Annotated in this window: 24 protein-coding genes and 1 other RNA gene; 13 read left to right on the top strand and 12 right to left on the bottom strand. The window is 35.1% G+C overall.

Translation table 11 applies throughout. The annotated features are described in order from the left end of the window. Positions 1 to 185: 185 nt before the first annotated feature. The 4 genes from B5473_RS08025 to B5473_RS08010 all read left to right on the top strand — a co-directional run bounded on the left by B5473_RS08025 (position 186) and on the right by B5473_RS08010 (position 2,775). Positions 186 to 563, top strand: coding sequence for a helix-turn-helix domain-containing protein (locus B5473_RS08025; RefSeq protein ID WP_254865276.1), 378 nt, complete (start codon positions 186 to 188; stop codon positions 561 to 563). A gap of 159 nt (positions 564 to 722) precedes the next feature. Then, positions 723 to 1,079, top strand: a transfer-messenger RNA (tmRNA) gene (gene ssrA / locus B5473_RS08020). Between the two features lie 195 nt (positions 1,080 to 1,274). After that, entirely contained in the window at positions 1,275 to 1,772 is a 498-nt protein-coding gene (locus tag B5473_RS08015) for a Panacea domain-containing protein (protein ID WP_176142053.1), read from the top strand. Beyond that, positions 1,762 to 2,775, top strand: coding sequence for a hypothetical protein (locus B5473_RS08010; RefSeq protein WP_079524394.1), 1,014 nt, complete (start codon positions 1,762 to 1,764; stop codon positions 2,773 to 2,775). The genes B5473_RS08015 and B5473_RS08010 overlap by 11 nt, the downstream gene beginning before the upstream one ends. A 59-nt stretch (positions 2,776 to 2,834) precedes the next feature. On the opposite strand, the gene B5473_RS08005 is transcribed toward B5473_RS08010, so the two are convergent. Beyond that, positions 2,835 to 3,995 (bottom strand): site-specific integrase, encoded by a 1,161-nt coding sequence (locus tag B5473_RS08005; RefSeq protein ID WP_079524393.1) that lies wholly within the window; start codon positions 3,993 to 3,995, stop codon positions 2,835 to 2,837. A 55-nt stretch (positions 3,996 to 4,050) separates the two neighbouring features. Further along, entirely contained in the window at positions 4,051 to 4,509 is a 459-nt protein-coding gene (locus B5473_RS08000; protein WP_303047310.1) for a helix-turn-helix domain-containing protein, read from the bottom strand. Between the two features lie 210 nt (positions 4,510 to 4,719). Here B5473_RS08000 and B5473_RS07995 point away from each other — a divergent pair, with 210 nt between their 5' ends. Beyond that, on the top strand, positions 4,720 to 4,968 hold the full coding sequence (locus B5473_RS07995) for a helix-turn-helix domain-containing protein (protein ID WP_254865275.1): 249 nt from the start codon (positions 4,720 to 4,722) through the stop codon (positions 4,966 to 4,968). A gap of 56 nt (positions 4,969 to 5,024) precedes the next feature. Here B5473_RS07995 and B5473_RS07990 read toward each other — a convergent pair whose 3' ends face one another. From B5473_RS07990 to B5473_RS07975, 4 genes are all read right to left on the bottom strand, one after another. Further along, positions 5,025 to 5,582: a hypothetical protein gene (locus B5473_RS07990; RefSeq protein ID WP_079524391.1), complete on the bottom strand. Its 558-nt coding sequence runs from the start codon at positions 5,580 to 5,582 to the stop codon at positions 5,025 to 5,027. A 632-nt stretch (positions 5,583 to 6,214) separates the two neighbouring features. Then, positions 6,215 to 6,397, bottom strand: coding sequence for a helix-turn-helix domain-containing protein (locus B5473_RS07985; RefSeq protein WP_079524390.1), 183 nt, complete (start codon positions 6,395 to 6,397; stop codon positions 6,215 to 6,217). 203 nt (positions 6,398 to 6,600) lie between these two features. Then, positions 6,601 to 7,218, bottom strand: coding sequence for a hypothetical protein (locus B5473_RS07980; RefSeq protein ID WP_079524389.1), 618 nt, complete (start codon positions 7,216 to 7,218; stop codon positions 6,601 to 6,603). A gap of 106 nt (positions 7,219 to 7,324) precedes the next feature. Continuing rightward, positions 7,325 to 8,179, bottom strand: a complete 855-nt coding sequence (locus tag B5473_RS07975; protein ID WP_139377715.1) for a rolling circle replication-associated protein — start codon at positions 8,177 to 8,179, stop codon at positions 7,325 to 7,327. Positions 8,180 to 8,511: 332 nt separating this feature from the next. On the opposite strand from B5473_RS07975, the gene B5473_RS07970 reads away from it, so the two are divergent. The 3 genes from B5473_RS07970 to B5473_RS07960 are packed head-to-tail and all read left to right on the top strand — an operon-like array spanning position 8,512 to position 14,828. Continuing rightward, entirely contained in the window at positions 8,512 to 10,551 is a 2,040-nt protein-coding gene (locus tag B5473_RS07970; protein ID WP_079524387.1) for a type I restriction-modification system subunit M, read from the top strand. Next, a complete protein-coding gene (locus B5473_RS07965) occupies positions 10,548 to 11,822 on the top strand; it encodes a restriction endonuclease subunit S (RefSeq protein WP_079524386.1) in 1,275 nt (424 codons plus the stop codon). The genes B5473_RS07970 and B5473_RS07965 overlap by 4 nt, the downstream gene beginning before the upstream one ends. A gap of 15 nt (positions 11,823 to 11,837) precedes the next feature. Beyond that, positions 11,838 to 14,828, top strand: coding sequence for a type I restriction endonuclease subunit R (locus B5473_RS07960; RefSeq protein ID WP_079524385.1), 2,991 nt, complete (start codon positions 11,838 to 11,840; stop codon positions 14,826 to 14,828). Positions 14,829 to 14,871: 43 nt separating this feature from the next. Here B5473_RS07960 and B5473_RS07955 read toward each other — a convergent pair whose 3' ends face one another. From B5473_RS07955 to istA, 5 genes are all read right to left on the bottom strand, one after another. Next, complete coding sequence (locus B5473_RS07955; RefSeq protein ID WP_079524384.1) at positions 14,872 to 15,255, bottom strand: type II toxin-antitoxin system PemK/MazF family toxin; 384 nt, start codon at positions 15,253 to 15,255, stop codon at positions 14,872 to 14,874. Then, complete coding sequence (locus B5473_RS07950) at positions 15,242 to 15,550, bottom strand: hypothetical protein (RefSeq protein ID WP_079524383.1); 309 nt, start codon at positions 15,548 to 15,550, stop codon at positions 15,242 to 15,244. Before B5473_RS07950 ends, B5473_RS07955 begins: the two co-directional genes overlap by 14 nt. A 396-nt stretch (positions 15,551 to 15,946) precedes the next feature. Then, entirely contained in the window at positions 15,947 to 16,405 is a 459-nt protein-coding gene (locus B5473_RS07945; RefSeq protein ID WP_079524382.1) for a hypothetical protein, read from the bottom strand. A gap of 121 nt (positions 16,406 to 16,526) precedes the next feature. Next, positions 16,527 to 17,279, bottom strand: a complete 753-nt coding sequence (istB, locus tag B5473_RS07940) for an IS21-like element helper ATPase IstB (RefSeq protein WP_079523243.1) — start codon at positions 17,277 to 17,279, stop codon at positions 16,527 to 16,529. Between the two features lies 1 nt (position 17,280). Next, positions 17,281 to 18,801: an IS21 family transposase gene (gene istA / locus B5473_RS07935; protein ID WP_368483368.1), complete on the bottom strand. Its 1,521-nt coding sequence runs from the start codon at positions 18,799 to 18,801 to the stop codon at positions 17,281 to 17,283. Positions 18,802 to 19,386: 585 nt separating this feature from the next. On the opposite strand from istA, the gene B5473_RS07930 reads away from it, so the two are divergent. The 5 genes from B5473_RS07930 (at position 19,387) to B5473_RS07910 (ending at position 24,096) form a co-directional block, all read left to right on the top strand. Continuing rightward, a complete protein-coding gene (locus tag B5473_RS07930) occupies positions 19,387 to 19,755 on the top strand; it encodes an ArsR/SmtB family transcription factor (protein WP_079524381.1) in 369 nt (122 codons plus the stop codon). Further along, on the top strand, positions 19,748 to 21,880 hold the full coding sequence (locus B5473_RS07925; RefSeq protein WP_079524380.1) for a heavy metal translocating P-type ATPase: 2,133 nt from the start codon (positions 19,748 to 19,750) through the stop codon (positions 21,878 to 21,880). Before B5473_RS07930 ends, B5473_RS07925 begins: the two co-directional genes overlap by 8 nt. A 317-nt stretch (positions 21,881 to 22,197) precedes the next feature. After that, the gene (locus B5473_RS07920) at positions 22,198 to 22,578 is read left to right on the top strand and encodes a hypothetical protein (RefSeq protein WP_079524379.1); all 381 of its coding nucleotides are present in this window, start codon (positions 22,198 to 22,200) and stop codon (positions 22,576 to 22,578) included. Positions 22,579 to 22,683: 105 nt separating this feature from the next. Beyond that, the gene (locus B5473_RS07915) at positions 22,684 to 23,346 is read left to right on the top strand and encodes an HAD family hydrolase (protein WP_079524522.1); all 663 of its coding nucleotides are present in this window, start codon (positions 22,684 to 22,686) and stop codon (positions 23,344 to 23,346) included. A gap of 171 nt (positions 23,347 to 23,517) precedes the next feature. After that, on the top strand, positions 23,518 to 24,096 hold the full coding sequence (locus B5473_RS07910) for a hypothetical protein (RefSeq protein WP_079524378.1): 579 nt from the start codon (positions 23,518 to 23,520) through the stop codon (positions 24,094 to 24,096). Between the two features lie 79 nt (positions 24,097 to 24,175). Here the strand turns inward: B5473_RS07910 and B5473_RS07905 are convergent. Continuing rightward, a protein-coding gene (locus tag B5473_RS07905) for an IS3 family transposase (RefSeq protein ID WP_139377713.1) occupies positions 24,176 to 25,533 on the bottom strand; the annotation gives its coding sequence in 2 pieces (ribosomal slippage) (positions 24,176 to 25,080 and positions 25,080 to 25,533; 1,359 coding nt in all). Positions 25,534 to 25,606: the final 73 nt, after the last annotated feature.

Here is a 25,606-nt window from a genome sequence, read left to right as displayed (position 1 = left end):
AAATCCATTGTTTTCAGCGGCATAATTAAATTGACGAAAAGAGATGTGTTAAACGAATTTGTTTATTTTTTAACACATCTCTTTTTTGTGCAAAAATAGTGGTTTTTAATCTAAAAAATGGGGGTACAAAAGTAAAATGGAGTAAAGGTTTTGTAAAGATAACGAAATTTGAGGTGTTTTGGTCAATGGCATTAGCATATGTAGGGGGATTTCCACAGGTGAATGGATTACGCAACGCAGAGTTGGTCGATAAGATTGTCATTTTAGTTGAAAAGTATAGTGTATATGCCGATTGTTTGGCATTGGTTGAAGAGATTATTGCCGATGAAAATCCGGACTATAATGGTATTTTCGAGCAGCAGTTCGGGATGCCGGTCAATGAATATATTACGAAAGTCCGCTTACACAAAGCAGAAGGATTACTGGAATATACGCAAATGGACTTCAAGGAAATTTCAAAAATAATCGGGTTGAACGGTTACTTCGAATTTACGCAGCTGTTCAAAAGGTTCCACGGTGTCACACCTGTAGACTACCGCAACCAATTATATAAACAGGGCTAAGGAAATATTGGCAGTGTACGAGAGAAGCAGAATTACTTGCAAGCTCAGCCGTTCTGTCATATAATTGACTGTACTAGCCAGTGTGTATCTACTCATACGGTACACGTTTTAATGAGCATCTCGCTCATGCCGAAACTTAACTCGGGTTTACTACTACTCGGGGACGTTACGGATTCGACAGGGGTGGTTCAAGCTCTGGTCGCGCGTCGGAGGTCTCGTCTTCGTCAACAACGGAAGTTATATAATAACTGGCAAACAACAAAACTTCGCTTTCGCAGCTTAATAGCGCGTAGCACTCAGCCTGTCTATCGCCCATGTAGACTACGCTGGGTTCAACTTAAGTGGGATACGATCGTTGGCACCACCTGAGTCAACGGTAAGAGATTTCCAGGTTAGCGATTCGGACGCCTGTTTGTCGGCATAAGAACTCGCGAATTGCAAGTAGACAAACTACACGCGTAGAAGCCGGCGTATTGGAGCTTCTGGACGTGGGTTCGACTCCCACCGTCTCCATACTTAAGATTTCAATGGAAATCAATGAAGGTCAAAACCCTTGGTATTAAAGGGTTTTGGCCTTTTTCTTATGTCATTGAATTTCATCTAATATCAATCAGTCGTAGTTAAAAAAACTAGAACATTAGTTCTGTTTAATGACATAATTAATTATAAGTGTTATAATTAAATAAATAAATACTGAGGGAGATGTTTTGTATGGCGTATAATGCAGTAAATGTTGCATCGAATATCATTAACAATATGCACGAAAAAAATCTGCCATTAGATCATATTAAATTGCAAAAACTCCTATATTTCTTTGCTGTAGAGTATTTTAAATTAAATGAAAACTTCCCGTTTAAACAGCAAATAGAAAAATGGAAACTTGGCCCTGTAGTTCGAGATGTCTATAACGAATATAAATTTAAAGGGTCTAGTTCTATTGAATCGCCTACAGTTCAGTTTACATTTGAAGATGGAATCTTTAAAACTTCCAAAATTAAATCTGAAGAACTGACTTATGCTGACGAAGCACTATTAAATGAAATAATTGATAAATATGGCGTTCTTAATTCATTCCGACTTGTAGATATTACTCACGAGGAAGATGTCTGGAAAGAGGCGAAGTCTAAGATAGAAAAAAGAGAAGAAAATCTCTTTTATACTAATGAGGATTTTAATCGAATTATAGGGAGCACGGTTAATGGTGAATAAGGTTTCTTATGAAGCTGAGCATGGTAAAAGCTCGGCTTCTTTTAATATAGATTTTAAAAGCTCAATAGAAATGTTAAAGAAAGAGAAATTAAGTATAGATACAGATTTATTTAAGTCCATACTAGATAATTGGATACATACATGTAACCATAAAGAAAGAGTTTATTCTGAGATAACTGAAAATTTATTAGATATTAACTTATCCGATAACTATGAAGATGAAGATTTAACTGTATTTAATTTTAATTTAGAAAATATGCATGAACTAGGAAAAGAAAAGGTAACTGAACTAGACTTGTGGAACGAGTTTATTGAAAAAATAAAAGACCACGTAAAATTGGTTGAACATCAGAAAAAATTATTCTTTAAAGTCGCTAATGAATTAGATGCAAAACAAAAAGCTTTAGGTGAATATATTTCAAAAAAGACAAGTGAGTTAGAGTTCCAGTCTAGAGAAGTTGAAGAACAAATTTCAAGTTTGGGGTTAAAAATTACAGAGTTGAAAAATCTTAATAACAAAGTAAAGAAAAAATCACGGAAAATGCAAAAAGACTTTATATCAATATTAGGTATTTTTGCGGCCATTTTATTAGCTTCTTTTGGAGGCTTAACAATATTATCAAATATACTTAATGATGTGAATGCTCCTTTGGGGAAGATAATGATTTTGGGAAGTCTTTGTTTAATGGCTATCTTATCGATACTTTTTTTACTATTGAATAGTATAGCTAAATTAACTGGAGAGAAGCTTAGAAATTGTCATTGTAAAAAAAGAGAATGTACTTGTTCAATTGAGAAGAAGCATCCAACGTTATTTATTAGCGGAATCTTTAGTATAATAATTATTCTCTTAGGAGCCTTTGAGTTATTAGCAGACTTTCAATTTATAAGAATCCACTTGAATATGGGGTGGATGATTTTTATTTTCAGTATGCTAATTTTAGTAATATCTATTTTCTCCTATATGTATATACTGGGTTATTTTGAGAGGAAAAAAAAGTAACTCAAAAATAATAATGAAGTGGGTCATCCTAAAAGTTATTCTGGGACGACCCTTTTATTTTATTTTAAATGGTTTGTAAACTTTATAATGGCATCTTCTTTTGCAGTGGAGGTAACATGCGTATAAACATCCATCGTAGTTTTCACATCAGTATGTCCTAAACGATCTTGTACAGACTTAATTGTTGCACCAGCTTCAAATAATAAAGAACAGTGTGTATGTCTAAATCCATGAGTTGAAATAGCAGGAAGATTGTTTTTGATAATAATTGATTTAAGCCAATCGTTTGTTTTGGTTGGCTGAATAAAGCTGTTTTTAGTATTGCTGAAGACTAATTGATTTTTCTGCAATGTATTATAACCAAGCATTAAATAGGCTTGCTGCTGCTTTTTCTTCCATTCTTTTAAAATGATCATTGTTGCTTCGTCCATTTTAATAGCACGCTTGGTAGCAGTTTTTGTAGGCTTTATATATAACCTTTGGGATACACCTTGTCCAATAGCTTTATTAATACTGATTTCATTATCCTTGAAGTTAATATCTTCCCAATTAAGAGCAAGAGCTTCACCTTTACGCATACCTGAATAAGCTAATAAGCGGAAGAATGCATAAACTTTATAATTCGGTTGTTTCTCAGCGCATTGTAAAAATAAGCGTAATTGTGCTTTGGTATAGAAATTTTCAGTTTCCTGTTTAGTGCTGCTTTTTTTACGTTGGCGTGGAAGATCAACTAAATCAAAAGGATTTGATTGGATATAGTCTCGCTTAATTGCAAATCGCATAACTAATGATGCATAACTTTTCGTTTTGTCGCCATTCACAAGTTTCTCCATCCACTCATCAACATGACGTTGGCAAATAGCTACATTAATTTTATCAATCTTGTATGCACCCATTGCAGGCAATATATGATTGCGAAAGATACCCAACGTTTTAACGAAAGTACTTTCCTCTACTGTATTCTCATATACTTTAACCCATAAATCATACACATCTTGATATGTTTCTGCTTGAATTTTTTTATATTGTCCATTTGCGATTTCGAGCTTCAAACGTGCTAATGCAAGTTCTGCTTCTTTTTTTGTTTTGAACTTGCTACGAGTAGTACGTATCTCTTTTCCTGTTAATGGATCCATTCCAATATATATTTGAAAGCGATAACGCTTTTCACCATTTTTTAATATATAGCTCTCAATTGACCCTGTTTTCTTCTTTGCCATAATCTCATGCCTCCATGCCTAATGTAGACAATCGAAATGAACTATTTATAGCGAATTATCTTTTCGGTTCTTTAAGGTATGGAAATAGTATATAAAACATTGCTAAAGCTCTTGCAGCTTCGTCATCTGTTAATGTATGTCCATTAAAAGTAGGTTTTACTTTTTCAGCTTTTATTAAGAGGTTTGTTTGCTCTAATAGAACCTTTATATCGGTCGCTAAATTAATGAGCTCATTTGATGATTGTCTTTTTAAATCAATCTGTCTTGCGTTATAAAGATTTATTAGGTCATTGTGGCCTGCGATTTTTAACAAATCGAAGTATGATACATCCACAGCTTCCGCTATTTTTCCTAATAGCTCTGGAGAAGCCTTACGTTTAGCAGTTTCGATTTGCGATAGGAACGGCTGAGAAACCCCTATTTTGTCTGCTAGATCCTTTATGGTTAAGCCCTTTTCTTTTCGCAACTGTTTTAACGCTATGCCTAGATCACTTGTGTTATTAATATGAATCACCTCGAAAAAATCATAACACAGTAATATAACTAATTGCAATTTATTTTATTTTAATTGCAATTAGTTATAATTGGTGTTAATTTAATTACATTAAGCGATACCGCAAGTCGTAGTGAATAGGGTGATAATTATTTAAGAATGTTGAGTTAATAGCCCCGAAAAGATTTAAATTGAAAGGAGATCCATAAAATTAGTTAGCGAGGTTAGAGAATGGATCAGTTAAATGAATTATCAATGTTAAAAATAATGATGGAGCAAGCTATAGTGAATGTTATGAATGAACATAAGCTTGTGACAAAAGAATGGTTTAGTTTGAAGGAAGCGGCAGAATATATAGGGGTATCACCAAATACATTAGCAAAATATCGTGAAATGGGACTTAAAGTATTTTCAATAGAAGGTATTAGCCGTGTTTCCCGTGAAGAAATTAATCGTTTTTTAGAAACTTATAGTAATTAAGTATATTTTATTAGGGGCTGCTTCGTAAGCAAAAAACTTACGGAACAGCCCTTTTGTTAATGTAAAATCTGAAGGTATTTAGTAAAGGCTTTTTTAGGAATAAATGACGAGAGAGAAATGTTAGTACAGATTTGTTTGAAAAACAATTCTAAATCTTGCTGTAAGTATAATTTGGGATCCAATAAATCTGAATATTCTTTTTGGATAAACTTATTGAATGTGGTTTTCTCCACTTCGACAAGGGCTATATAGTCGTCAGATTTCTCGATAAACGTATAACGTGTCTCAACTTTGCTTATATTGTTTCCAATATTTTCTAGATGCGCAATCGCACCAGTTTTAAAAGCAATCCAATTTTCTTGTGTATCTTTTTCTCCTAATAAATGTTTGCATGAATCGAATGAAAGAATAGTCAGTATAGAATGTGTGTTTAGTTTGATGTCACTGTCCCATAGAGTACCGCATTCTTTATAGCCTAATTTAAAGTACCTTGCCAAATTGCTGATATTTTTTGACGGAAGGTTACCCTGATTGAAAATATCTTTTACATCTATGTTGTTTGATGTAGATAGTTTTGTAGATTTCTCGGTGATTGTTGGGGTTGAATTGTTCATGTTAGTCTCCTTTTATACAAAAAGTATACGTTTTTAGGATTGTATTATAGTTGAACAGAATGTGCAATCTTGAAGTTGATGTAATGCATTTCATTATGTACCGCATAACTTCTCTTGAGTTTATATGATATAAACTTCCTCGCTTTTAAAAGAGATAATGAGTATCATTTCCTTATTTTTATGCATACGTATGAATAAAAAATCTCTTGAGTTTTATTTTTAGAAACTAAAAAAATTTTTTAAAGGAAGAAAATAGTTTATATGCAAACCGGTGATTATCCATTTGGAAACCATATTTTAAAAGAATGTGAGCAATTTATTGTAAAAGTAGGGTATAGCTTATTAGTACTCTCTTGTACAACATCGGCTGAAATTTGTTATGTTTTTTTGGGTAAGGGGAAATAAATATTAAAAAAATTCCGTGGGGGTATACCTTCCTTTCTAGACTGGCATTTATGGCGTTAGTCGCCCCCTGGGTCATTATGGTGAGGTCTACACTAGCCGAAATAATTTAGTAATAAGTAATAAAAAGAACACATTCTACGGCTTTTGAGGAGCTATAGCTGTGTTCTTTCTTTGTAATTATGCAAAGCTCCTGTAGTGAAAGGAAATGCTTTCTGAGAGCAGCTAAGCTAGTTATTTGAACCATTCAGCCAATTTAAAAATGACTGCTTGGGAATTTTAATGAGGGGGCCGACACGAACGGTACGAAATGCATCTGACTTTGCGAGTGCATATGCTTTTGACGTGCCGATACTTAAAATCTCCTGGATGTCCTTGACGCTTAATACATCAGGATAATTGTTTAAATTCATCATCATCACCTGCTTTCATATTCCTTCGGCTTTCGCTTATGTGTATACCCTTATTTTACGTGGGTAGATGTAGAAAAGCGAACTTGCTCATGTATGATGGAAGGCGTTCTTCTCTCAATAAAAGCGGTTGTAAGTCATACTGTGTGAGTAGGTATAGTTTTACTTACAATTCCTTAATTTAAATCGAATTTATAAAAGGCGGGCTAATAGGGGATGCCCATATATTCACTCACGGTAATTATTCCATGTTGTGAATCGGAAATTTCATATACATCACATGTACCTACATCCATGATTTCACGCTCATAAAAGAAAACGTCAGCTGCATCGTTATGGAAGGTACGAGGCTTTTTCAGCTTATCCGATGTGAAAAGATATTGAGGTGTAAGCATTTGGCTTTTTCGTGCAGCTGTTGCATAGCGTATTAATAATTCGTCGTAAGAGATATAACCTCTGATTACTTTATTCCCCCAAATAGAGGTTAATTGTTCATCAGTCAGCTTAGCCGTCTTATTAGTGATTAAATGTACGCAAGGATGTTTCTTAGCAATGTCTAATACAGCGATATATTTCAAGCCTCTTTTTGCGATATTCGATAAGAAATTGTCTAGTCGTGTTTGCAGGGAAGATACGTCATTGGTGTTAATTGATAAGGTGAAGCCTATTACTGCATAATCATCAATGAAATTTATTGCAAGGGATCTTTGCAACTGTAAGAATTCATCCTCGAATGAAAAGGATTTAATATTTTCAGAGCTTTCATAGTTGTAGACATATGTAATAGCTCCGCAGTGTACTAATTTTGTTCGTTCTATGTTCATGTTAAATGACTCCTTTGTCGTTAGATTAGATATTGTGAAGTTCGTGTAATAGATTTATTAAAAGATCGGATAAAGCTCTTCTTTTTAGATAAATGTATTGAAGTTTTTAGGCTACATCAGCTAGTTGCTGCTGAATCATCTCCATCTGCTCGATTAAATAATGGAGCTGGTTAGCATCTGAGCTTTCTATGTAAGAATGAAACTCATCTTCTGTCAGTCGTGTAATGAACTGATAGTACGTGAAACCATGTTCACTGTTGTCTTTAAATTTAAGCTCGCTGTTATTGTCATTTATCCAAGTAGGTAGGCCATTATTCGTAAATTTGAAAATGACGGGTTGTTTTAACTTACGGCTCGCTAAATAACGATGATTTTCCTGATTTAATCGAGGGTCATGGATACCTTTACGCATATAACTTTCGATTTTTTGAACGGATAATGGATCACCGTTTGAGCGTTGAAAATCTAAGTACCCATGATGCCATTTCTTCTTTAAAAGCTCGCAATATTCACTAGAGACATGACACAGTATATGAAAGTGTACAGAACCATCTTGATGAAATTCGATTACACCTAAATACACCATGCTAATATCCTCAGCAATGCATTCACCGGGTTTTGTGCCACGCTTCAAGTTCTTCCAAAAGGTTGTAAACTTCGTACGGCAAATAGCTGCATCGGATGTATCAAAGTCGCACTTCTCTCGATCAAACGTAAGCGTTAAAAATGTAAAACCATGTGAAAAGTTTGCGTATAACAAGCGTTTAAATTTTCTCAGCGTATTACTAATCGAACGTGAACGTACTTCTTCTGCGTGCTGTACTTCTTCATCTGTTAAGTCTGTATACAACTTAAGAGAGGAAGTTTTACGTCCACCGCTTCTATTATGATTTATAGCACTAGCACTGCGTACAATTACTTCAGCTAACATACCACTTAATCGAATCTTGATCATATTCATGTCAATTACATTTGTTTGATTAATTGTTTGTACTTGTTCTATCTTTAAAACCTGCCTTTTATGTGTAGTTTCAATCTTGTTCACTTTATAAACTTGTCCATAATTAATTACTAATATCAAGTCAAGAGCAAGGCCTGTACTCTTGGTTAAATATGTTATTTACTTATGTTACGTTTTGTTGTTTGAACAGTTATAATTGTAAATAGTGAACCGAAATTTTACGAAGTTGATGTGAAGTGATTTGAGCTTGCTATATGGAACGTATCTCACGAAAACTCCATTATCCTCCACCGCACGTAGAATTCGAATAAATTTTTGAATGAGGTATATAAATGATTAACTTCCAAGATAAAGTAAGCTTTATCTGGTCAATCGCAGAAATTTTACGAGGACCATATAAGCCAGAGGACTACGGTAAAATTGTTTTACCATTAGCAGTATTACGTCGCTTTGACTGCGTATTAGAAAGCACAAAAGAAGAGGTACTAGCGAAGGCAGAGCAGTTCGCTTCAATGACTGAGGAGGCACGTGAGCCGATTTTAAATCGTGCTTCAAAGCAAAACTTCCATAACATCAGTAAATACAACTTTAACAACCTATTAACTGATTCAGAGAATATTGCAGATAACTTGCGTGACTATATAAATGGCTTCTCAAAAGTGGCTCGTGATATTATGGAGCATTTCGACTTTGAGCGCCAAATTGATAAGCTGGAGCAAAATAACTTACTGTACTTAACGATTAAACGCTTCAGTGAAATCGACTTGCATCCAGAAACTGTATCGAACATTGAGATGGGTTATGTGTTTGAGGAATTAATCCGTCGCTTTAACGAGAATGCAGAGGCAGGGGATCACTACACGCCACGTGAGGTAATCCGTTTAATGACGCACTTACTGTTCTTGCATGATGATGCGAGTATTTTAACAAAGCCAGGCTTAACACAAACATTATATGACGCAGCAGCTGGTACAGGTGGCATGGGTTCTGTCGCACAGGAGTATTTAGTAAGCCAAAATCCTACTGCACATTTAGAATTTTTCGGACAAGAAATCAACGGAGAATCGTATGCAATATGTAAGGCTGATTTATTAATTAAAGGTGAAGATGCACGTAACATCCGTCTAGGTAATACGTTATTACCGGCAAATGTTTCTGGTCAAATAAAAGGGGATCAATTCCCGAATGATAAGTTCGATTATTTAATTTCTAATCCGCCATATGGGGTTGATTGGAAGCAGCATGAAAAAGCAATTAAAGCCGAGCACGAAGAAAAAGGCTTTGATGGCCGTTTTGGTCCTGGTACACCTCGTACAAGTGACGGACAGCTATTATTCTTACTGCATCTACTATCAAAAATGAAGCCAGTAACAGCAGAAAACCCACAAGGCTCCCGTTTAGCCATCATTATGAACGGCTCACCTTTATTTACAGGTGATGCAGGCTCAGGTGAAAGTGAAATTCGTAAATATGTATTAGAGAATGATTTAGTAGAAGGCATCGTAGCGCTACCGAATGACTTATTTTACAACACAGGTATTGCAACATACATTTGGATTTTAACGAATAATAAAGCGCCTCTTCATAAAGGCAAGGTACGTTTAGTGAATGCGGTGGACTTCTCGAAAAAAATGAAAAAGTCGATGGGTAGCAAGCGTAACGAAATTACAGAAGAGCAAATCAATGAAATCGTTCGTTTATACGGTGATGCACAGCCACATGAGCATGTGAAGATTTTTGATAATGAAGATTTTGGCTATGCAAAAATTACAGTGGAACGTCCATTACGTTTAAACTTCCAAGTAAATGAAGAACGTCTTGCACGTGTTGTAGAGGAAAAAGGCTTTGCGAACTTAGCCACTACTAAGAAAAAGGGCGATGCAGGTCACTTTGAAATCGAAGAAGGCAAGAAGCTGCAAACGCAAATTCTTTATGTGTTACGCACATTAGCGAGTGATACTTTCTATAAAAATCGTGATGAGTTCACGAAACTAGTAAAGACTGCTTTTAAAGAAGCTGATATTACAATTGGTGCACCAGTATTAAAAGCGATTCTAGTAGGCCTTTCTGAAAAAGATGAGACAGCTGATGTATGCATGAAAAATAAAACAGACATTGAACCAGATACCGACTTACGTGATACAGAAAATGTACCGTTATCAGAAGGCATCCACGATTACTTTGCACGTGAAGTATTGCCGCATGTACCTGATGCATGGATCGATGAAACGAAAACGAAGATTGGCTATGAAATTCCGTTCACTCGCCAGTTCTATAAATATACTACACTACGTAGTTCAGCAGAAATTATGGACGAAATCCGTGCGTTAGAAGTGGAGATTGCGGAGCAGTTGAAGAAGGTGATGGGATGAGTATATTATCATGGACGACTAATGAAAGTCTTTGGAAAGTAGAACCTCTAAAAAAGTTATTTTCTTTTGAAAAAGGGAAGAATGCAGCATTATATACGAAAGAATATCTTTATGATAATCCTGGGGAGTATCCAGTATATAGTGGGCAAACGGAAAATAATGGTGTAATGGGTTTAATTGATTCATTTGATTATGATTTAAGTGAGTGCCTTTTTACTACAACTGTTGGAGCAAAAGTTATGACAGTTGCTCATTTAAAAGGGAAATTTTCTTTATCACAAAATTGTCTAATAATGATATCTAAAAATAATAAATTTAATATTAGATTTTATTACTATCAACTAATGTGTTTATTCAATTACGAAAAGGCCTTAATACCTTCTCATATGCAGCCATCATTAAGAATGGAGGATTTAAAAAAATATAAAATATTAAGTCCAAGTAGCATAGTGCAGGATACAATTGTTTCGTATTTAGACAACAAAGTAAATAATATTGATAATTTAATAAAAAATCAGATGATTTTAATCAATTTATTAGAACAACAACGCCAATCAATCATCACAGAAGCCGTAACAAAAGGTTTGAATTCGAATGTGAAAATGAAAGGTTCAGGTGTTGAATGGATTGGTGACGTTCCAGAGCATTGGGAACTGAGTAAATTGGGCTATATAGGACGTTTGCAAAATGGCATTAGCAAATCTTCTGAAGAATTTGGTTTTGGTACACCTTTTATTAGTTATGGCGATGTTTATAAAAATGAAGTATTACCTAAAAATGCCAGTGGTTTAGTTAATGCAACAGCAGAAGATAAGAAACTTTACTCGGTAAATTATGGCGATGTATTTTTTACACGTACTTCAGAAACTATTGATGAGATTGGTTTCGCTTCAACATGTTTAGAAACGATACCTGAAGCAACGTTTGCAGGTTTTTTAATCAGATTCAGACCGACGACGAACCGTTTAAATCCTCGATTTGCAAGATTTTATTTTAGAAGTGCATTAGGTAAACGTTACTTTGTAAAAGAAATGAATCTTGTCACAAGGGCATCGTTATCACAAGGACTTTTAAGGAATTTTACAGTGCTGTTACCTTCTTTAGAAGAACAAGAGAAAATTGCTGTATATTTAGAACAAAAAACTAAAGCAATTGAAGAAAGTATAATTCTAGTTAAAAATCAAATCAAAAAGTTAAAAGAATACCGCCAAGTCCTAATCTACGAAGCGGTAACAGGAAAAATTGATGTAAGTGATATGGAACTTGATTAAGTGAGGTGAGTTGTGATGGCAGTGGATACTTCAGAAAAAGGGTTTGAAACGAATATTGAAGCAGCGCTAATTGCGACTGGCTATAAAAAGCGTGTGCTTGAAGGGGATGCAAGTATCGCTTTTAAGCAGCATTCCATTGACGTAGAGGAACTGTTTGCTTTCTTAGAGGATACGCAGGAAAAACGTATGCGTACGCTAGAGAAGTCATATGGCCCTTCTTACAAAGAAGAAGTGCTAAAGCGCATTAAAGACCAGCTGCATAAGCAGGGCTTAGTGGAATGCTTGCGTAAAGGTATTAAAGACCGTGGTGTGACGTTACAGCTTGCGTATAATAAGCCGCCGACAGATATGAATAAGACGTTAAATGAGCAGTACAAGCTAAATCGATTTCATGTTGCTCGCCAGGTGTATTACAGTGACAAGCATAACAATAGCTTAGATATGGTGCTGTTTTTAAATGGTCTGCCGCTTGTTGTGATGGAGCTGAAAAATCCGTTAACAAATCAAACGGTAGAACATGCGATGAAGCAATTGAAGTATGATCGTGACCCACGTGAGCAGCTGTTTAAATTCAATGAGCGTGTGGCGGTTTATTTTGCGGTTGATCCAGATGAAGTATTTATGACAACGAAGCTGGATAAAGGAAAAACGTACTTCTTACCATTTAACAAAGGCAATAATGGCGGGAAAGGTAATCCCTTAGCTTATGGTGAAAATTACCGCACGCATTATTTATGGGAAGACATTTTAAAGCCAGATAGCCTGCTTGATATTGTATACCGCTTCATCTTTATTAAGAAGGATGACATTAAAGATTCAAACGGTGACACGATTGGTGAGCGTCAAATGCTTATTTTCCCACGTTTCCATCAGTTAGATGTTGTGCGTAAACTAGAGGAAGATGTAGAGCAAAAGCAAGTTGGCCATAATTATTTAATTCAACATAGTGCAGGTTCGGGCAAAACGAATTCGATTTCATGGCTTGCTCACCGTTTAGCAAAGCTACATAACGAGGATAATGAATCGATTTTTAGCAGCGTTATTGTAATTACCGACCGCCGAGTGTTAGACAAGCAACTACAGGATGCAGTGTACCAGCTGGAGCATAAAGCCGGGATGGTGATGCCCGTTGATAAAGATTCTGAGCAATTAGCACGTGCGATTAACAATGAAACACGTATCATTATCACAACGCTACAAAAGTTTCCGTTCATTTTAGAAAAGGTAGCGGGCCTAGAACGTAAAAAGTATGCCGTTATTATTGATGAGGCACATTCTTCACAAGGTGGTAAAGCCTCCACTGCATTAACGAATGTATTATCTGATAAAACGCTAGAAGTAGCGTATGAGGAAGACCGCATTGCAGAAGACAACTTAGATGATGTGGACGAGAAAATTGTAGAAGCTATCATGAAAAGCGGTAAGCAAGATAATGTATCTTTCTTTGCATTTACAGCCACACCAAAGCCAAAGACGTTAGAAAAGTTCGGAACAGCAGGCATTGATCGTAAGCCAGTAGCATTCCATCAGTACACAATGCGTCAGGCAATCGAGGAAGGCTTTATTTTAGATGTTCTTGAAAACTATACAACCTATAAGACGTTCTGGAAAATTGCTAAAAAAGTAGACGATGATCCAGAAGTATCACAAAAACAAGCAACGAAAAAGCTGGCGCAATATGTGTCACTGCACCCGCATAGCATTGCACAAAAAACAGAAATCATTATTGAGCATTATCGCAATTTCGTACAGCGTAAAATCGGCGGGCGTGCAAAGGCGATGGTTGTAACAGCAAGTCGTTTACATGCAGTCCGTTATAAAATTGCGTTTGATAAATACATTGACGAGATGGGCTATGATGATTTGAAAACAGTCGTCGCTTTCTCTGGTACGGTAAAAGATGGCGAAATTAATTATACGGAGCCAGATATGAATAGTTTCTCAGATAAGGAGCTACCTGAAAAGTTCAACTCAGATGAATACAAGGTGCTGCTTGTAGCGGAGAAATATCAGACGGGCTTTGATGAGCCATTGCTACACACAATGTATGTAGACAAGCCACTTAGCGGAATTAAAGCGGTGCAAACATTATCACGTTTAAACCGAACTTGTCCAGGTAAAGATGACACCTTTGTACTTGATTTTGTGAATGATCCAGATGAAATGAAAGAGTCTTTCCAGCCGTATTACGAATCAACAAGTTTATCAGAAATTACTGATCCTAACATATTGTATGATATGCAGGCCGATATTGAGCCGTATCAAGTGTTTACGGAGGATGAGGTACAGAGGGTAAATGAGCTTGAAGTGACAGGCGGTGTAAAGAAATCAACGAAAGCACAAGCTGAGCTAAATGCGCTTCTTGATCAAGGTGTTGAACGCTATAAACGTTTATCAGAAGAGGAACAGCTTGCTTTTAAGCAGGCAGCAACGAAATTCACACGTACGTATGGCTTTGTACTGCAAGTGGTCACGTTCATCGACTTAGGATTACACAAACAGTATATTTATTTAACGTACTTACTACGCAAACTGCCACGTGGCAAAGAGGATAAGGATGTTTATTTAGCGGATGATGTCGCACTGGAATATTACCGTAATCAAAAGGTATTTGAAGGCAGCATCGAGCTAGAAAAAACAGGTGGCGTTGAGCTTGATCCACAGAAACATGGTGCTGGTGGTGGTGCTGAGGATGAAAAAGTTCGCTTATCAAGCATTTTAGAAAAGTTAAATGAGCGCTTTGGCACACAATTCACAGAGACTGATTTCCTTTCTCGTGAGCAAGTGAAAGAGGATATGCTGAATGATGATGACCTACGCCAAAAAGCAGCAAACAACACAAAAGAAAATTTCAAGTTCGCTTTCGAAAAAACATTCATGGATTTTGTTATTGACCGTATGGGGAGTAACCAAGAGTTCTTTATGAAGATATTGGAGAATGATGAGTTTAAGTCCGTGATTATGGAAGATATGATGCATGAGGTTTATGGGGAAGTGAATCGGTGAATTAAAATTAAAAGAGCCTCGAAATTATCGAGGCTCTTTTAATTTATAATATTTTTATAGCTGTATTTGCACTCATTATGTAATTAGTAATTTCTTGGGGGGTAACTGAATGTCTTCTAATTTTATGAATTAATTGATTGCGACCTAATAAATATATTTTATTAGTCCTAACAAAAGAATCCTCTTTTAATTTAGCAGGTAAATCATAATTACTACGTTTAGGTTGTGATGTACATAAGCATGCAATGACATCTTCATTATCATTGCTATCATTATGTTTTCCTACTATTAATACAGGATGTCGCATAATTAAACCTGCTGAAGATTGGACATTAGCCATAAAAAATTCACCTTGTTGGGCTTTGGACCTATCTTCAGCATCTTGTTTGAGCATTCTTTGGATTTTTTGTGGATCAGGCCTCGTCATAACGTTGTAACAACTCCTCTTCAAAGAGTGCTTTAAAGACATCCCCTTTTTCATCGATATCTTTTTGAACACCAGGTGAAAGATGAATTGGTGGTATATCGTTGTATCCTAAAGCTTCAATTAATTCAATAATAGAAGGTTTATTCATAACTAACTCCTCCTTATCATCACGTCGATCTAAGACCGCATTTAGCATTGCAGAATTGCCCCTTTTCTCAAAAGTTGAAAACAATCTAAAACGACGGTGAGTATTATTTACTTTTGATAGTATTAGTTTATTCCCAAAAGTAATCATAAGTACACCCCTTTTCGCAATTATTTTAAATAAATATAACATGTAAATAAATTTTTGGGAATATATGTTTTATTTTTGGGGGAATTGTTTTATTACAAAAGCTAAATATATTTTAAATTATATATATGAAATAGAGTTAAATTAAATGCAACTATTAGGTAAATAAATTTAAACGTAGTTAAATCCGTAGTTAATGTTTTTTGTAACTAGCTGAAGACCTGTATAAACACTGGAATTACAGCAATTGCTAGTGGTGCTTCCAGAAGCCCCACCGTCTCCATATGCAAAACCCAAACTAACCTATGTTTTGGCAAGTAGAAAAGTTACTTACAGAAGTAGGGTTGGGATTATACCAAATAAGAAAAACAAGCGGGAATAGCTCCTGCTTGTTTTTTATTACAATAAATTAAGTTTTTCTCTAAACTCTTTTATAAATAATTCAACAGAGTTATTCATTTCCTCTAGTTTGTCTGTAAGTAGAAAAACTTCATTACTACTTTCATTTTCTAAAATATGCTCATACTGATCTCTAATGACAACAAGTTCATTAACCATTCTTGTCAACTCTTCTACTTTAAAATAACTATTAAATAAAGCATCAGGCTTATAAATAGTTTCTTCTTCCAGCAATCTTTTCAATTGCCTAAGACTTGATTTAAAACGATTTTTTATGGTAGAGATTTCCCTGTGATGGTCTTTATTACTGTCAATTTCAACAGTTGAAAGCATGTAACCTATAGTTGTAATAGAAAGTTCAATCACTTCTAAAGAAGAATAACTGTATTTAGATATGTATTTTTCTTCAAGTTCTTTTAGATATTTTTCTTCTTCATCTTCACTCATAATTCTCAACATATTACACCCCCTTTAAAAATTATATAATAAAAAAGCAAAAAGAAAAGGAGGCAGAAAAGACTAACGGTTGTCACCGTCAACCCAAATTGAACATTTTTTGCTCATTAAGGATGAACACTTTTTATTCGTTAAAGATTCTTTGTTGATGTTTTAAACGATGACTTTCATTGTTCATATGAATGACCTCGACTCTGTGTAACAGGCGGTCTAAAATAGCAGTCATCATCCCTTGGTTATCCACTAACTCTGTCCATTCTTCTGGACTTCGATTTGATGTCAATATTAGCGAACTTTGTTCGTATAGCTGATGTACGAGTTGAAAGAATAAAGTGGCTTCCCGTTGATCTAAAGCCATATACATCACATCATCGATAATAATTAAATCTGACGCTCTCAAACGTTTTAATTGGATTTGTGAGCGATGTGTAAATTCCTCTGTTTTCAATAACTGAATTAATTCTCCCATTGTTATGAAATAGACTTGAAAGCCTTTTTGAATGGCTTCAATGCCTAAGCCTACGGCCAATAACGTTTTCCCTGCACCAGGTGGTCCTAAAAGAATTAAATTGTAACTTTGCTCTAACCATTGGAACTCTTGTAGCTGTTTCATTTGGCGCTCTGTAATCGCTGTTTGCTCCTCTAACTGAAACATATGCAACGGCTTATGGTATGGGAAACGTGCCCACGATAAACGCTTTTCGATACTCTTTTCTTCTCGTCTTCTAAGCTCTAATGTTGTTAGCTCATCAATGAATTCTAAATACGTCCACGATACTTGTTCCGCTTGGCGGAGAAGCTCTGGGAGCCCCTCAGCCGTTTCTGCTAAACGTAATTGCTTAAATGCCTGTTGGATATCTGCCACACTTTTACTCATATTATTTGCCTCCCATACGTTGAATGTATTCTTTTAAATCTCTCGTTTGAACTGCTATTGCTAGCGATTCTTTTGATTCTTTTACAGTAGTTATTGGCTGCTCTGGTTCAATTTTTGTTCGCTTAAAATAGGCGACCACATCTCGAAACTCATTTGCGCTATATAACTTTTCTTGAATACATTTATCAATTGCTGCAGAAATCCATTCTGGGTTCTCTTTCGCAATTTTTTGGAATAACAATAATTGATCTCTACGATATCGACCGTATGTATGACAAACATCTTGAATATATTGCTCGGCTCCTTTATATGGAAATAAAGTGAGCACATTACGTTGTAACTCATCGAGCGACTTAGAGCGATCACGTCCATGATTTATATTTTTTATCAGTTTGCCTTTTTCTAAACTAATGGTATGTTCCGTAAGAATTTCGCCAGTATGCGGTACTAATATTTTTAATTTCTGCCCTTGGGGCACTATTTGTATGACTGGATAGTTCGTATATGTTCCCAGTGGAACGGAATATCGATTAGATGCGTACCGAACTGTGTTGTCCTTGTTGACATTCCTTGTTATAATTTCTGTATGGTTGCTTTCTAATTTAGGAAGCGGTGTAGAGATTTTTCTTAAGTGTTGCTTTTCCAGGAGAAACACTTCGAAAGGTCTCTTTTTTGTTGTATTGTGCACTTTATAATTCCCTGTACGTTCTAACCATTTTAAAGACCTATCGTTCCAGTCCTCAAGTGTTGTATAAATTCGATTTTTAGCGAAATTATATTTTACGTATTTTACAACACTCTCTATTTTGCCTTTCGATTCGGGATCTGCTTTGCGGCACAGATAGATTTTAAATTTCCGGTCTTTTACGTATTGTTGAAACTCCTGAGTTAAAATAAGATCCCCAGCGTTTTCACTTACCGCAATTAAATTGTCTTGATCGTAAACAATTTCATCCGTTATACCGCCATAAAACTGAAAAGCTTTTTCATGACAGTCTATTGTATCTCTTGTTGTAAAAGGTCGATCTAACCACACCGTGAATTTATGCCGGGAGTGTGCTAACACAAAGGCAACGAAATATAATTTCACTTCTTTACCAACCGTTGTTTTTTGAATGGTTTGTCCCCAATCTACTTGTAATTGCTTCCCTGGAGGCAGCTCAATGACGGCTTCGTATTCGCGAGGTTCATCTACTTTTTCAATTTGATAAATTTCACGAATTTCATTTACATAACGCCTAACCGTACTTTCTCCTACATCAATCGTTGGGAATTTTTCTTGTAGCCAATCTAAGACTTGCGCCCCCGTTAAGCTAGGAAACTCAAGTAACCAACCTACAATCCAATCTTGGTATTCATCCAGCTTCTTTTTGCGTCCAGTCTGACTAAATTCATTTACTGCATCTTCAAATGACATATCTAAATATTTATACACGGTGTTACGTGATATTTTTAGTCGTTTTGCGATTTGTGCAACCTTAAATCGACGATTGCGTAATTGATGAATTTCGATATGTAACACAAGCTTCTCCTCCATTAGTACAGCCTCCTTATAAACTGATAATTCCAGTTTACAGGAAACTATTAAATTGGTGAAAAAGTGTTCAATTGAAATGAGCAAAAACTGTTAAGTTTATTTTAGCGGTTACAACGGTTCGGATTTGGGGAGAAAACAGTAAAAAACAGTGGAATTGGAGACACAATTCATATATGAATTTTGTGTCTCTCTTTTTGTTGTTATATAAACATTTATGATGAATTAAACCTTAAATTAACATAATTTTTATCGCCCGTTTTAGCAAGACCGCATAATTTTATGTGGTCTTGCTAATTTAGTACTAAAATTGGTGCGAATCGTTGGCTTAATTTTCTAATGGTTTTTTTCTTTTGAAAGGAATTTGGAAAATTTACGTTAAGATAAATTTATAGATTGTGACATTCTGTTCTCAAACTAACGGGTCAGTTCAATTGAATAAGAATATATAGTTGGAATTGGGATAACCCAATTTTTTTTATTTATTGTATCATTCAAATAAATGTTTGAATAAAAGCGAAAAAGGGTTATAATATATTCAAATGAATATTTGAATAATAAGGTGGGATATTAATGAGTAAGAAAGATTCTTGTGAAATTTATTGTTATGACGAGGAAAAAGTCAATCGAATACAAGGTGAATTAGAAAAAGAAGATCTTTCTAGTGTTGCCCAATTGTTTAAAGCACTTGCAGATGAAAATAGAGCAAAAATTTCCTTTGCTTTATGCCAAGATGATGAGTTATGTGTTTGTGATGTTGCCAATATTATTGGTTCTTCTGTTGCAACAGCTTCTCATCACCTTCGAACTCTTCATAAGCAAGGGATTGTAAAGTATCGAAAAGAAGGCAAATTAGCCTTTTATTCACTGGATGATGACCATATCAAGCAATTGTTCACCCTTGCATTAGCACATAAGAAAGAGGTGAAGGTCAATGTCTGAGCAACAAGGCAAATTAACAGAAGAAGAAATGAAAACCTATCGTGTTCAAGGGTTTACTTGTACAAATTGTGCAGCTATTTTTGAAAGTAACGTTAAAGGTTTACCAGGTGTTGAGGATGCAAAGGTTAATTTTGGTGCATCTAAAGTGTATGTGAAAGGCGATGCAACAATTGAGGAACTAGAAAAAGCAGGAGCATTTGAGAATTTAAAGATTCGGGATGAAAAAGAACAAAAAGTGGAACGTGAACCATTCTGGAAGCAAAAAGAAAATATTAAGGTTTATATTTCAGTCGTTTTACTTGTGATTAGTTGGTTTTTAGGGGAGCAATATGGGGAAGAACATATCCTTCCAACAATCGGTTATGCAGCATCTATTTTAATTGGTGGATATTCGCTATTCATTAAAGGGTTTAAAAATCTAAGCAGATTAAAGTTCGATATGAATACGCTCATGACGATTGCTATTTTAGGAGCTGCTGTGATTGGTGAATGGGGCGAAGGGGCAATGGTTGTCATTCTGTTCGCTATTAGTGAAGCATTAGAGCGTTATTCAATGGATAAGGCTCGTCAATCTATTGAATCATTAATGGATATTGCTCCAAAAGAAGCGTTAATTCGCCGTGGAACTGAAGAAACGATGGTTCATGTTGAAGATATTCAGGTTGGAGATATCATAATCGTAAAACCTGGTCAAAAATTAGCGATGGATGGAACAGTTATTAAGGGAACTTCCACGTTAAATCAGGCTGCAATTACTGGAGAAAGTGTTCCAGTAACTAAAACAATAAATGATGAGGTCTTTGCGGGAACCTTAAACGAAGAAGGCTTGCTTGAAGTAAAAGTAACAAAACGAGTTGAAGATACGACGCTTTCGAAAATTATTCATCTTGTAGAAGAAGCACAGGCAGAGCGAGCACCTTCTCAAGCATTTGTAGATAAATTTGCGAAATACTATACACCTGCAATTGTCATTTTGGCTGCTTTAATTGCCGTTCTTCCACCACTGTTTGGTGGAGATTGGAGTGAATGGATTTATCAAGGTTTAGCAATATTAGTGGTTGGTTGTCCATGTGCTTTAGTTGTTTCAACTCCAGTGGCTGTTGTTACTGCAATTGGAAATGCAGCAAAAAATGGTGTCTTAATTAAAGGTGGCATCCATCTAGAAGAAACTGGACACTTAAAAGCGATTGCGTTTGATAAAACAGGAACTCTTACGAAAGGTGTTCCTGCTGTAACAGATATCGTAACATTTGACGGGAACGAAAATGAATTATTGACAATAACAGCAGCCATCGAAAATGGTTCCCAACATCCATTAGCTTCAGCGATTATGAGAAAAGCTGAAGAAAGCGGATTAAACTTTAAAGGTATCGTGGTTGAAGATTTCCAATCTATTACAGGAAAAGGCGTTAAAGCCAAAGTAAATAATGAAATGTACTATGTAGGAAGTCCGAATTTGTTTGAAGAAACCCTTCGAAATGGTATTGAAACATCTATTACAGAAAATATTACTCGTATGCAAACTCAAGGTAAAACTGTAATGGTTTTGGGAACGGAAAAAGAAATTCTTTCGTTGATTGCCGTTGCAGATGAAATGAGAGAATCCTCAAAAGAAGTCATCAGTAAACTGAATCACATGGGAATTGAAACGGTAATGCTGACAGGGGATAATCAAAGAACCGCAGCAGCAATTGGAAAACAAGTCGGTGTTTCTGATATTCAAGCAGACTTACTACCAGAAGATAAATTGAATTTCATAAAAAAACTACGAGAAAAACATCAAAGTGTAGCAATGGTTGGAGATGGCGTAAATGATGCACCAGCACTTGCAGCATCTTCAGTTGGAGTGGCAATGGGCGGTGCTGGAACTGATACAGCATTAGAAACTGCTGATATCGCATTAATGTCTGATGACCTAAGCAAATTACCATATACAATTAAATTAAGCCGTAAAGCTTTAGTCATTATCAAACAAAATATTACCTTCTCCTTAGCAATTAAATTAGTAGCATTACTGTTAGTTATGCCTGGTTGGTTAACACTCTGGATCGCAATTTTTGCTGATATGGGAGCAACACTACTTGTAACGCTAAACAGTTTAAGGTTATTGAAAGTTAAAGAATAAAAATTAAGTTCAAAAATTTATAAAGTATACAAAATAAAACTATAACGTTCCCAAATGAAATTTTGGTAGCACTTCAAACAGCGACAAACACTGTTAAATCATTGTTTGTCGCTGTTTTTATAGAAAATAATCCCTTGAGACGCTATGAAAAATTATTTTAAAGAGGACTGTTCAATCCACCTGTTCTGAATGGCTGTAACATATAAATAGAATCTCAAATAAAATGTTACCAAACGTCGCTTTGGGAACGATTTTAAAAGGACATTAGAATGTTAAATCGAATATAGCTTATATAACTGTTTAAAAGGTGGTGACTTATGAAGAGATTATTAATAACATTCGGACTAATCGTAGTATTGGCTGGAGCATTTGTATTTTACAACAAACTTTATTACCCTCCGTTACCAATAGAAACTATAAGCAAAAAAGAAGTGATTGAAAAACTAAATAAATCTGACGAAAAAATCATTAAATTAACTAGTGAAAACGGGAAAGAATGGTACATAGTAAACGAGCAAAATCAATCTATTGTTGATGAAATAATCATAGATATGTTGAGCCCAAAAGAATGGGTATTCAAACGAAAAGATGGAAGTGGACTCTTCTTTGAAAAACAAGGTGAGGATTTGATTATCACAACACAAAAATGGACGGGTGATTATTCATTAGTTGATATTCCAATGAAATTTGACGAATAAAATATACATTTCTTTATTTAATAACGTTCCCAAATGACACTTTGGTATCCTTGTTCAATCTAAGAAAACATAAGGGAGGGAAGTTAATTGCTAAGTTATAAGGCAATAATATTTGATTTAGATGATACCTTGCTTGATAGGGATAACGCAGTGGATCAAATGTTTTTTATGATTTCAGAAAAATGTTATGAAGGTGTTAACCATTCAACCAAAAACGAAATGCTACAAAAATTCAAAGAATATGATAAGAGAGCGTATGGTTATAGCGATAAAACCAAAGTATTAGAATCATTTTTTGATGAATTTCCACCTAAACATAGATTGCCCAGCAATGATATTCAAGATTTTTGGAATAATAATTTCCCAAATTGTTTTTCTATAAAACAAGATACTATAAAGATTGTAAATACTATAAAAACACACGTAAAAGTTGCAATTATCACGAACGGCTTAACTCAGAGGCAGAATGCTAAAATAATTAATACTAATTTAAACAGTTGTTTTGATATAATACTTATTTCCGAAGAAGTAGGATTTAGCAAACCCGACAGACGTATATTTGAATTAGCATTAAATAAGCTTAATGTACAACCAGAAGAAACCTTATTCGTTGGAGATGACCTAGAAAAGGATATTATGGGTTGTCAAAATGCAAACATAAAAGGTATATGGTTCAATCCACATATGGCAAAGAATGATACCGCAATAAATCCATATGCCAAGATCGATTCTTTGGGTAGACTATTAGATTACTTGGATAATAAATAACTCAATAAAATATTAAATCATAATACTTTATACAAAGCTATTCATAAAACGTTCCCAAATCAAAGCTTGGTAACATTTCAAACAGCGACAACTACTGATTTAACAGTGGTTGTCGCTGTATAATCTTCATCTTATTGTAATACTTAAAGTTAGATAAATTAGGGGGATTAAATGAAAAATACATTATTAATGGTGACAGAAGCCTCTTATTCGTTAAATTTTTTAGTTTATATTCAAAATATATTCTTAAATCAGGGTCAGACTAGAGATGATTTGAAATTCCCTTACATCCCAATAAAATATGGCTTTCGAGAAGATTTTGAAATGCAGTATAGAGAGCTGTGGGGTGAAATATCGAAACGGATTTCTGAACAGCGATTAGATGATGCACATATTTTCATTGAAGATAAATACGTATTTTATCACAGGTTATTTGTTGAGCAAGATGATACATTACATGCATTTAACGAAATATACAAATCCTTTGAGGTATGGTGGGCAAGCTTTGCTGGGCGATTTTCAGTTGAGCGGTCCGTTGATGAAAAGGGACAGAAAATTTATGCGGAATTATCAAGCTTCCTATTAGAAAAAAAAGTGAAACCTCAAAAAGAATTGAATATTAGTATTATTTATGATGAATGTTTATTGGCTGATTTAAAACCAACTCCGTATTTTGCAATTCTATCAGTTAATGATTGTATTTTGAATTACAAAGAAATAATTCAAAAATTAGAGTTATCCATTTATTAAGTTAGTAAAGGCTATACAACTCTATACAAAATAACGTTCCCAAATCTGAAGTGACCCCTAAAAGTTAGACACGGTAATTTCAGGCAGCCATTTGGGCATGAGTTCGATATTGTATCGGGCTCATACCTTTTAATTTTGCCTTAATCCGTTTGGTATTGTAGTAGTTGATATATTTTTCTAGTTCTCTTTTGAATTGCTCGATATTTTCAAATTCCTTTAAATAGAGAAATTCAGATTTCATGATGCCAAAGAAATTCTCCATCACGGAGTTATCGTAACAGTTACCTTTACGAGACATACTTTGCACAATGCCTCTTGTTTCAAGACTGTGTCGATATTGTTTCATTTGATAATGCCAGCCTTGATCGGAATGCATTAATAGCTGGTGGTCTTCTGGTAAGCATTCTAACGCCTTTTCTAACATGTCTGAAACAAGGGAAAAGGTCGGCCTTGAACCAATTGTATAGGTAATAATTTCACCATTAAATAGATCTAAAACAGGTGATAAATAAAGCTTTTCTCCGAATAATTTAAACTCTGTAATATCGGTTACCCATTTTTCATTTGGAGCCTCTGCCGTAAAATTACGATTTAAAATATTTGGCGCAATTTTACCGACTGTGCCTTTATACGATTTATATTTTTTCATACGTACTAAGCACTTTAAACCTAGCTCTTTCATGATGCGTTGAACCTTCTTATGATTCACTTTTTGCCCACGATTCGCTAACTCATCACGAATACGACGATAACCATAACGACCTTCATGTTCATCGTAAATCGCTTGAATTTCGACCTTTAAATCAGCGTTCAGATCGGGTCGATTCATCTTCTTCACTATATCGTAGTACGTACTGCGTTTAATTTCTGCGAATGCCACAAGTGCTTTCACCGAATATTTATGCCTTAATTCACAAATGACTTTTACTTTGTCTTTCGTGGTGATTTTTCTTTGGCTTGAACTAAGGCATTCAACTTTTTTAAATACTCGTTTTCCATTTCAAGCTGTTTAATGCGAGCTTGGAGTGCTTGAGTAGAGCCTTCTACTGGTGTTTTCTTAGATTGTTTAGCCGTTTCTTTTTTCATGGATAGACGCCCCTTTTTCTTTGGCTGAAGGGCATCCTTTCCTTGTGCTTCGAATTGTTTTTTCCAATTTCGTATCGTTGAAGCAGCCGCTATTTTAAAAATAGCAGCGGTTTCGTATAAGGACGTACCGTGTTCAGTCATGTAGTTAAGTACGTCTAGTTTAAACTGCTTCGTGTAATTTGTATATCGTTTTACAAAGGCCTCTACACCGTTATGTTCATATTGTTTCACCCAAGTTAATAGGTAACGATGGGATACCCCTATATCAGCCGCTACTTTCCTTGAACTTTCTTTTCCATTTACATATCTTTGAACCGCTGCTAATTTTTCTTCTGCACTCATTTTAGCCATAAAAAAACGGCACCTCCTTGTTAGATGTGTCTAACAAATGGGGTGCAGTTCAATCATAGCTTGGGAACGTTCG

The sequence above is a fragment of the Solibacillus isronensis genome (assembly GCF_900168685.1).
GTDB lineage: Bacteria > Bacillota > Bacilli > Bacillales_A > Planococcaceae > Solibacillus > Solibacillus isronensis_A.
This window is presented reverse-complemented; position numbering and strand designations above follow the sequence as displayed.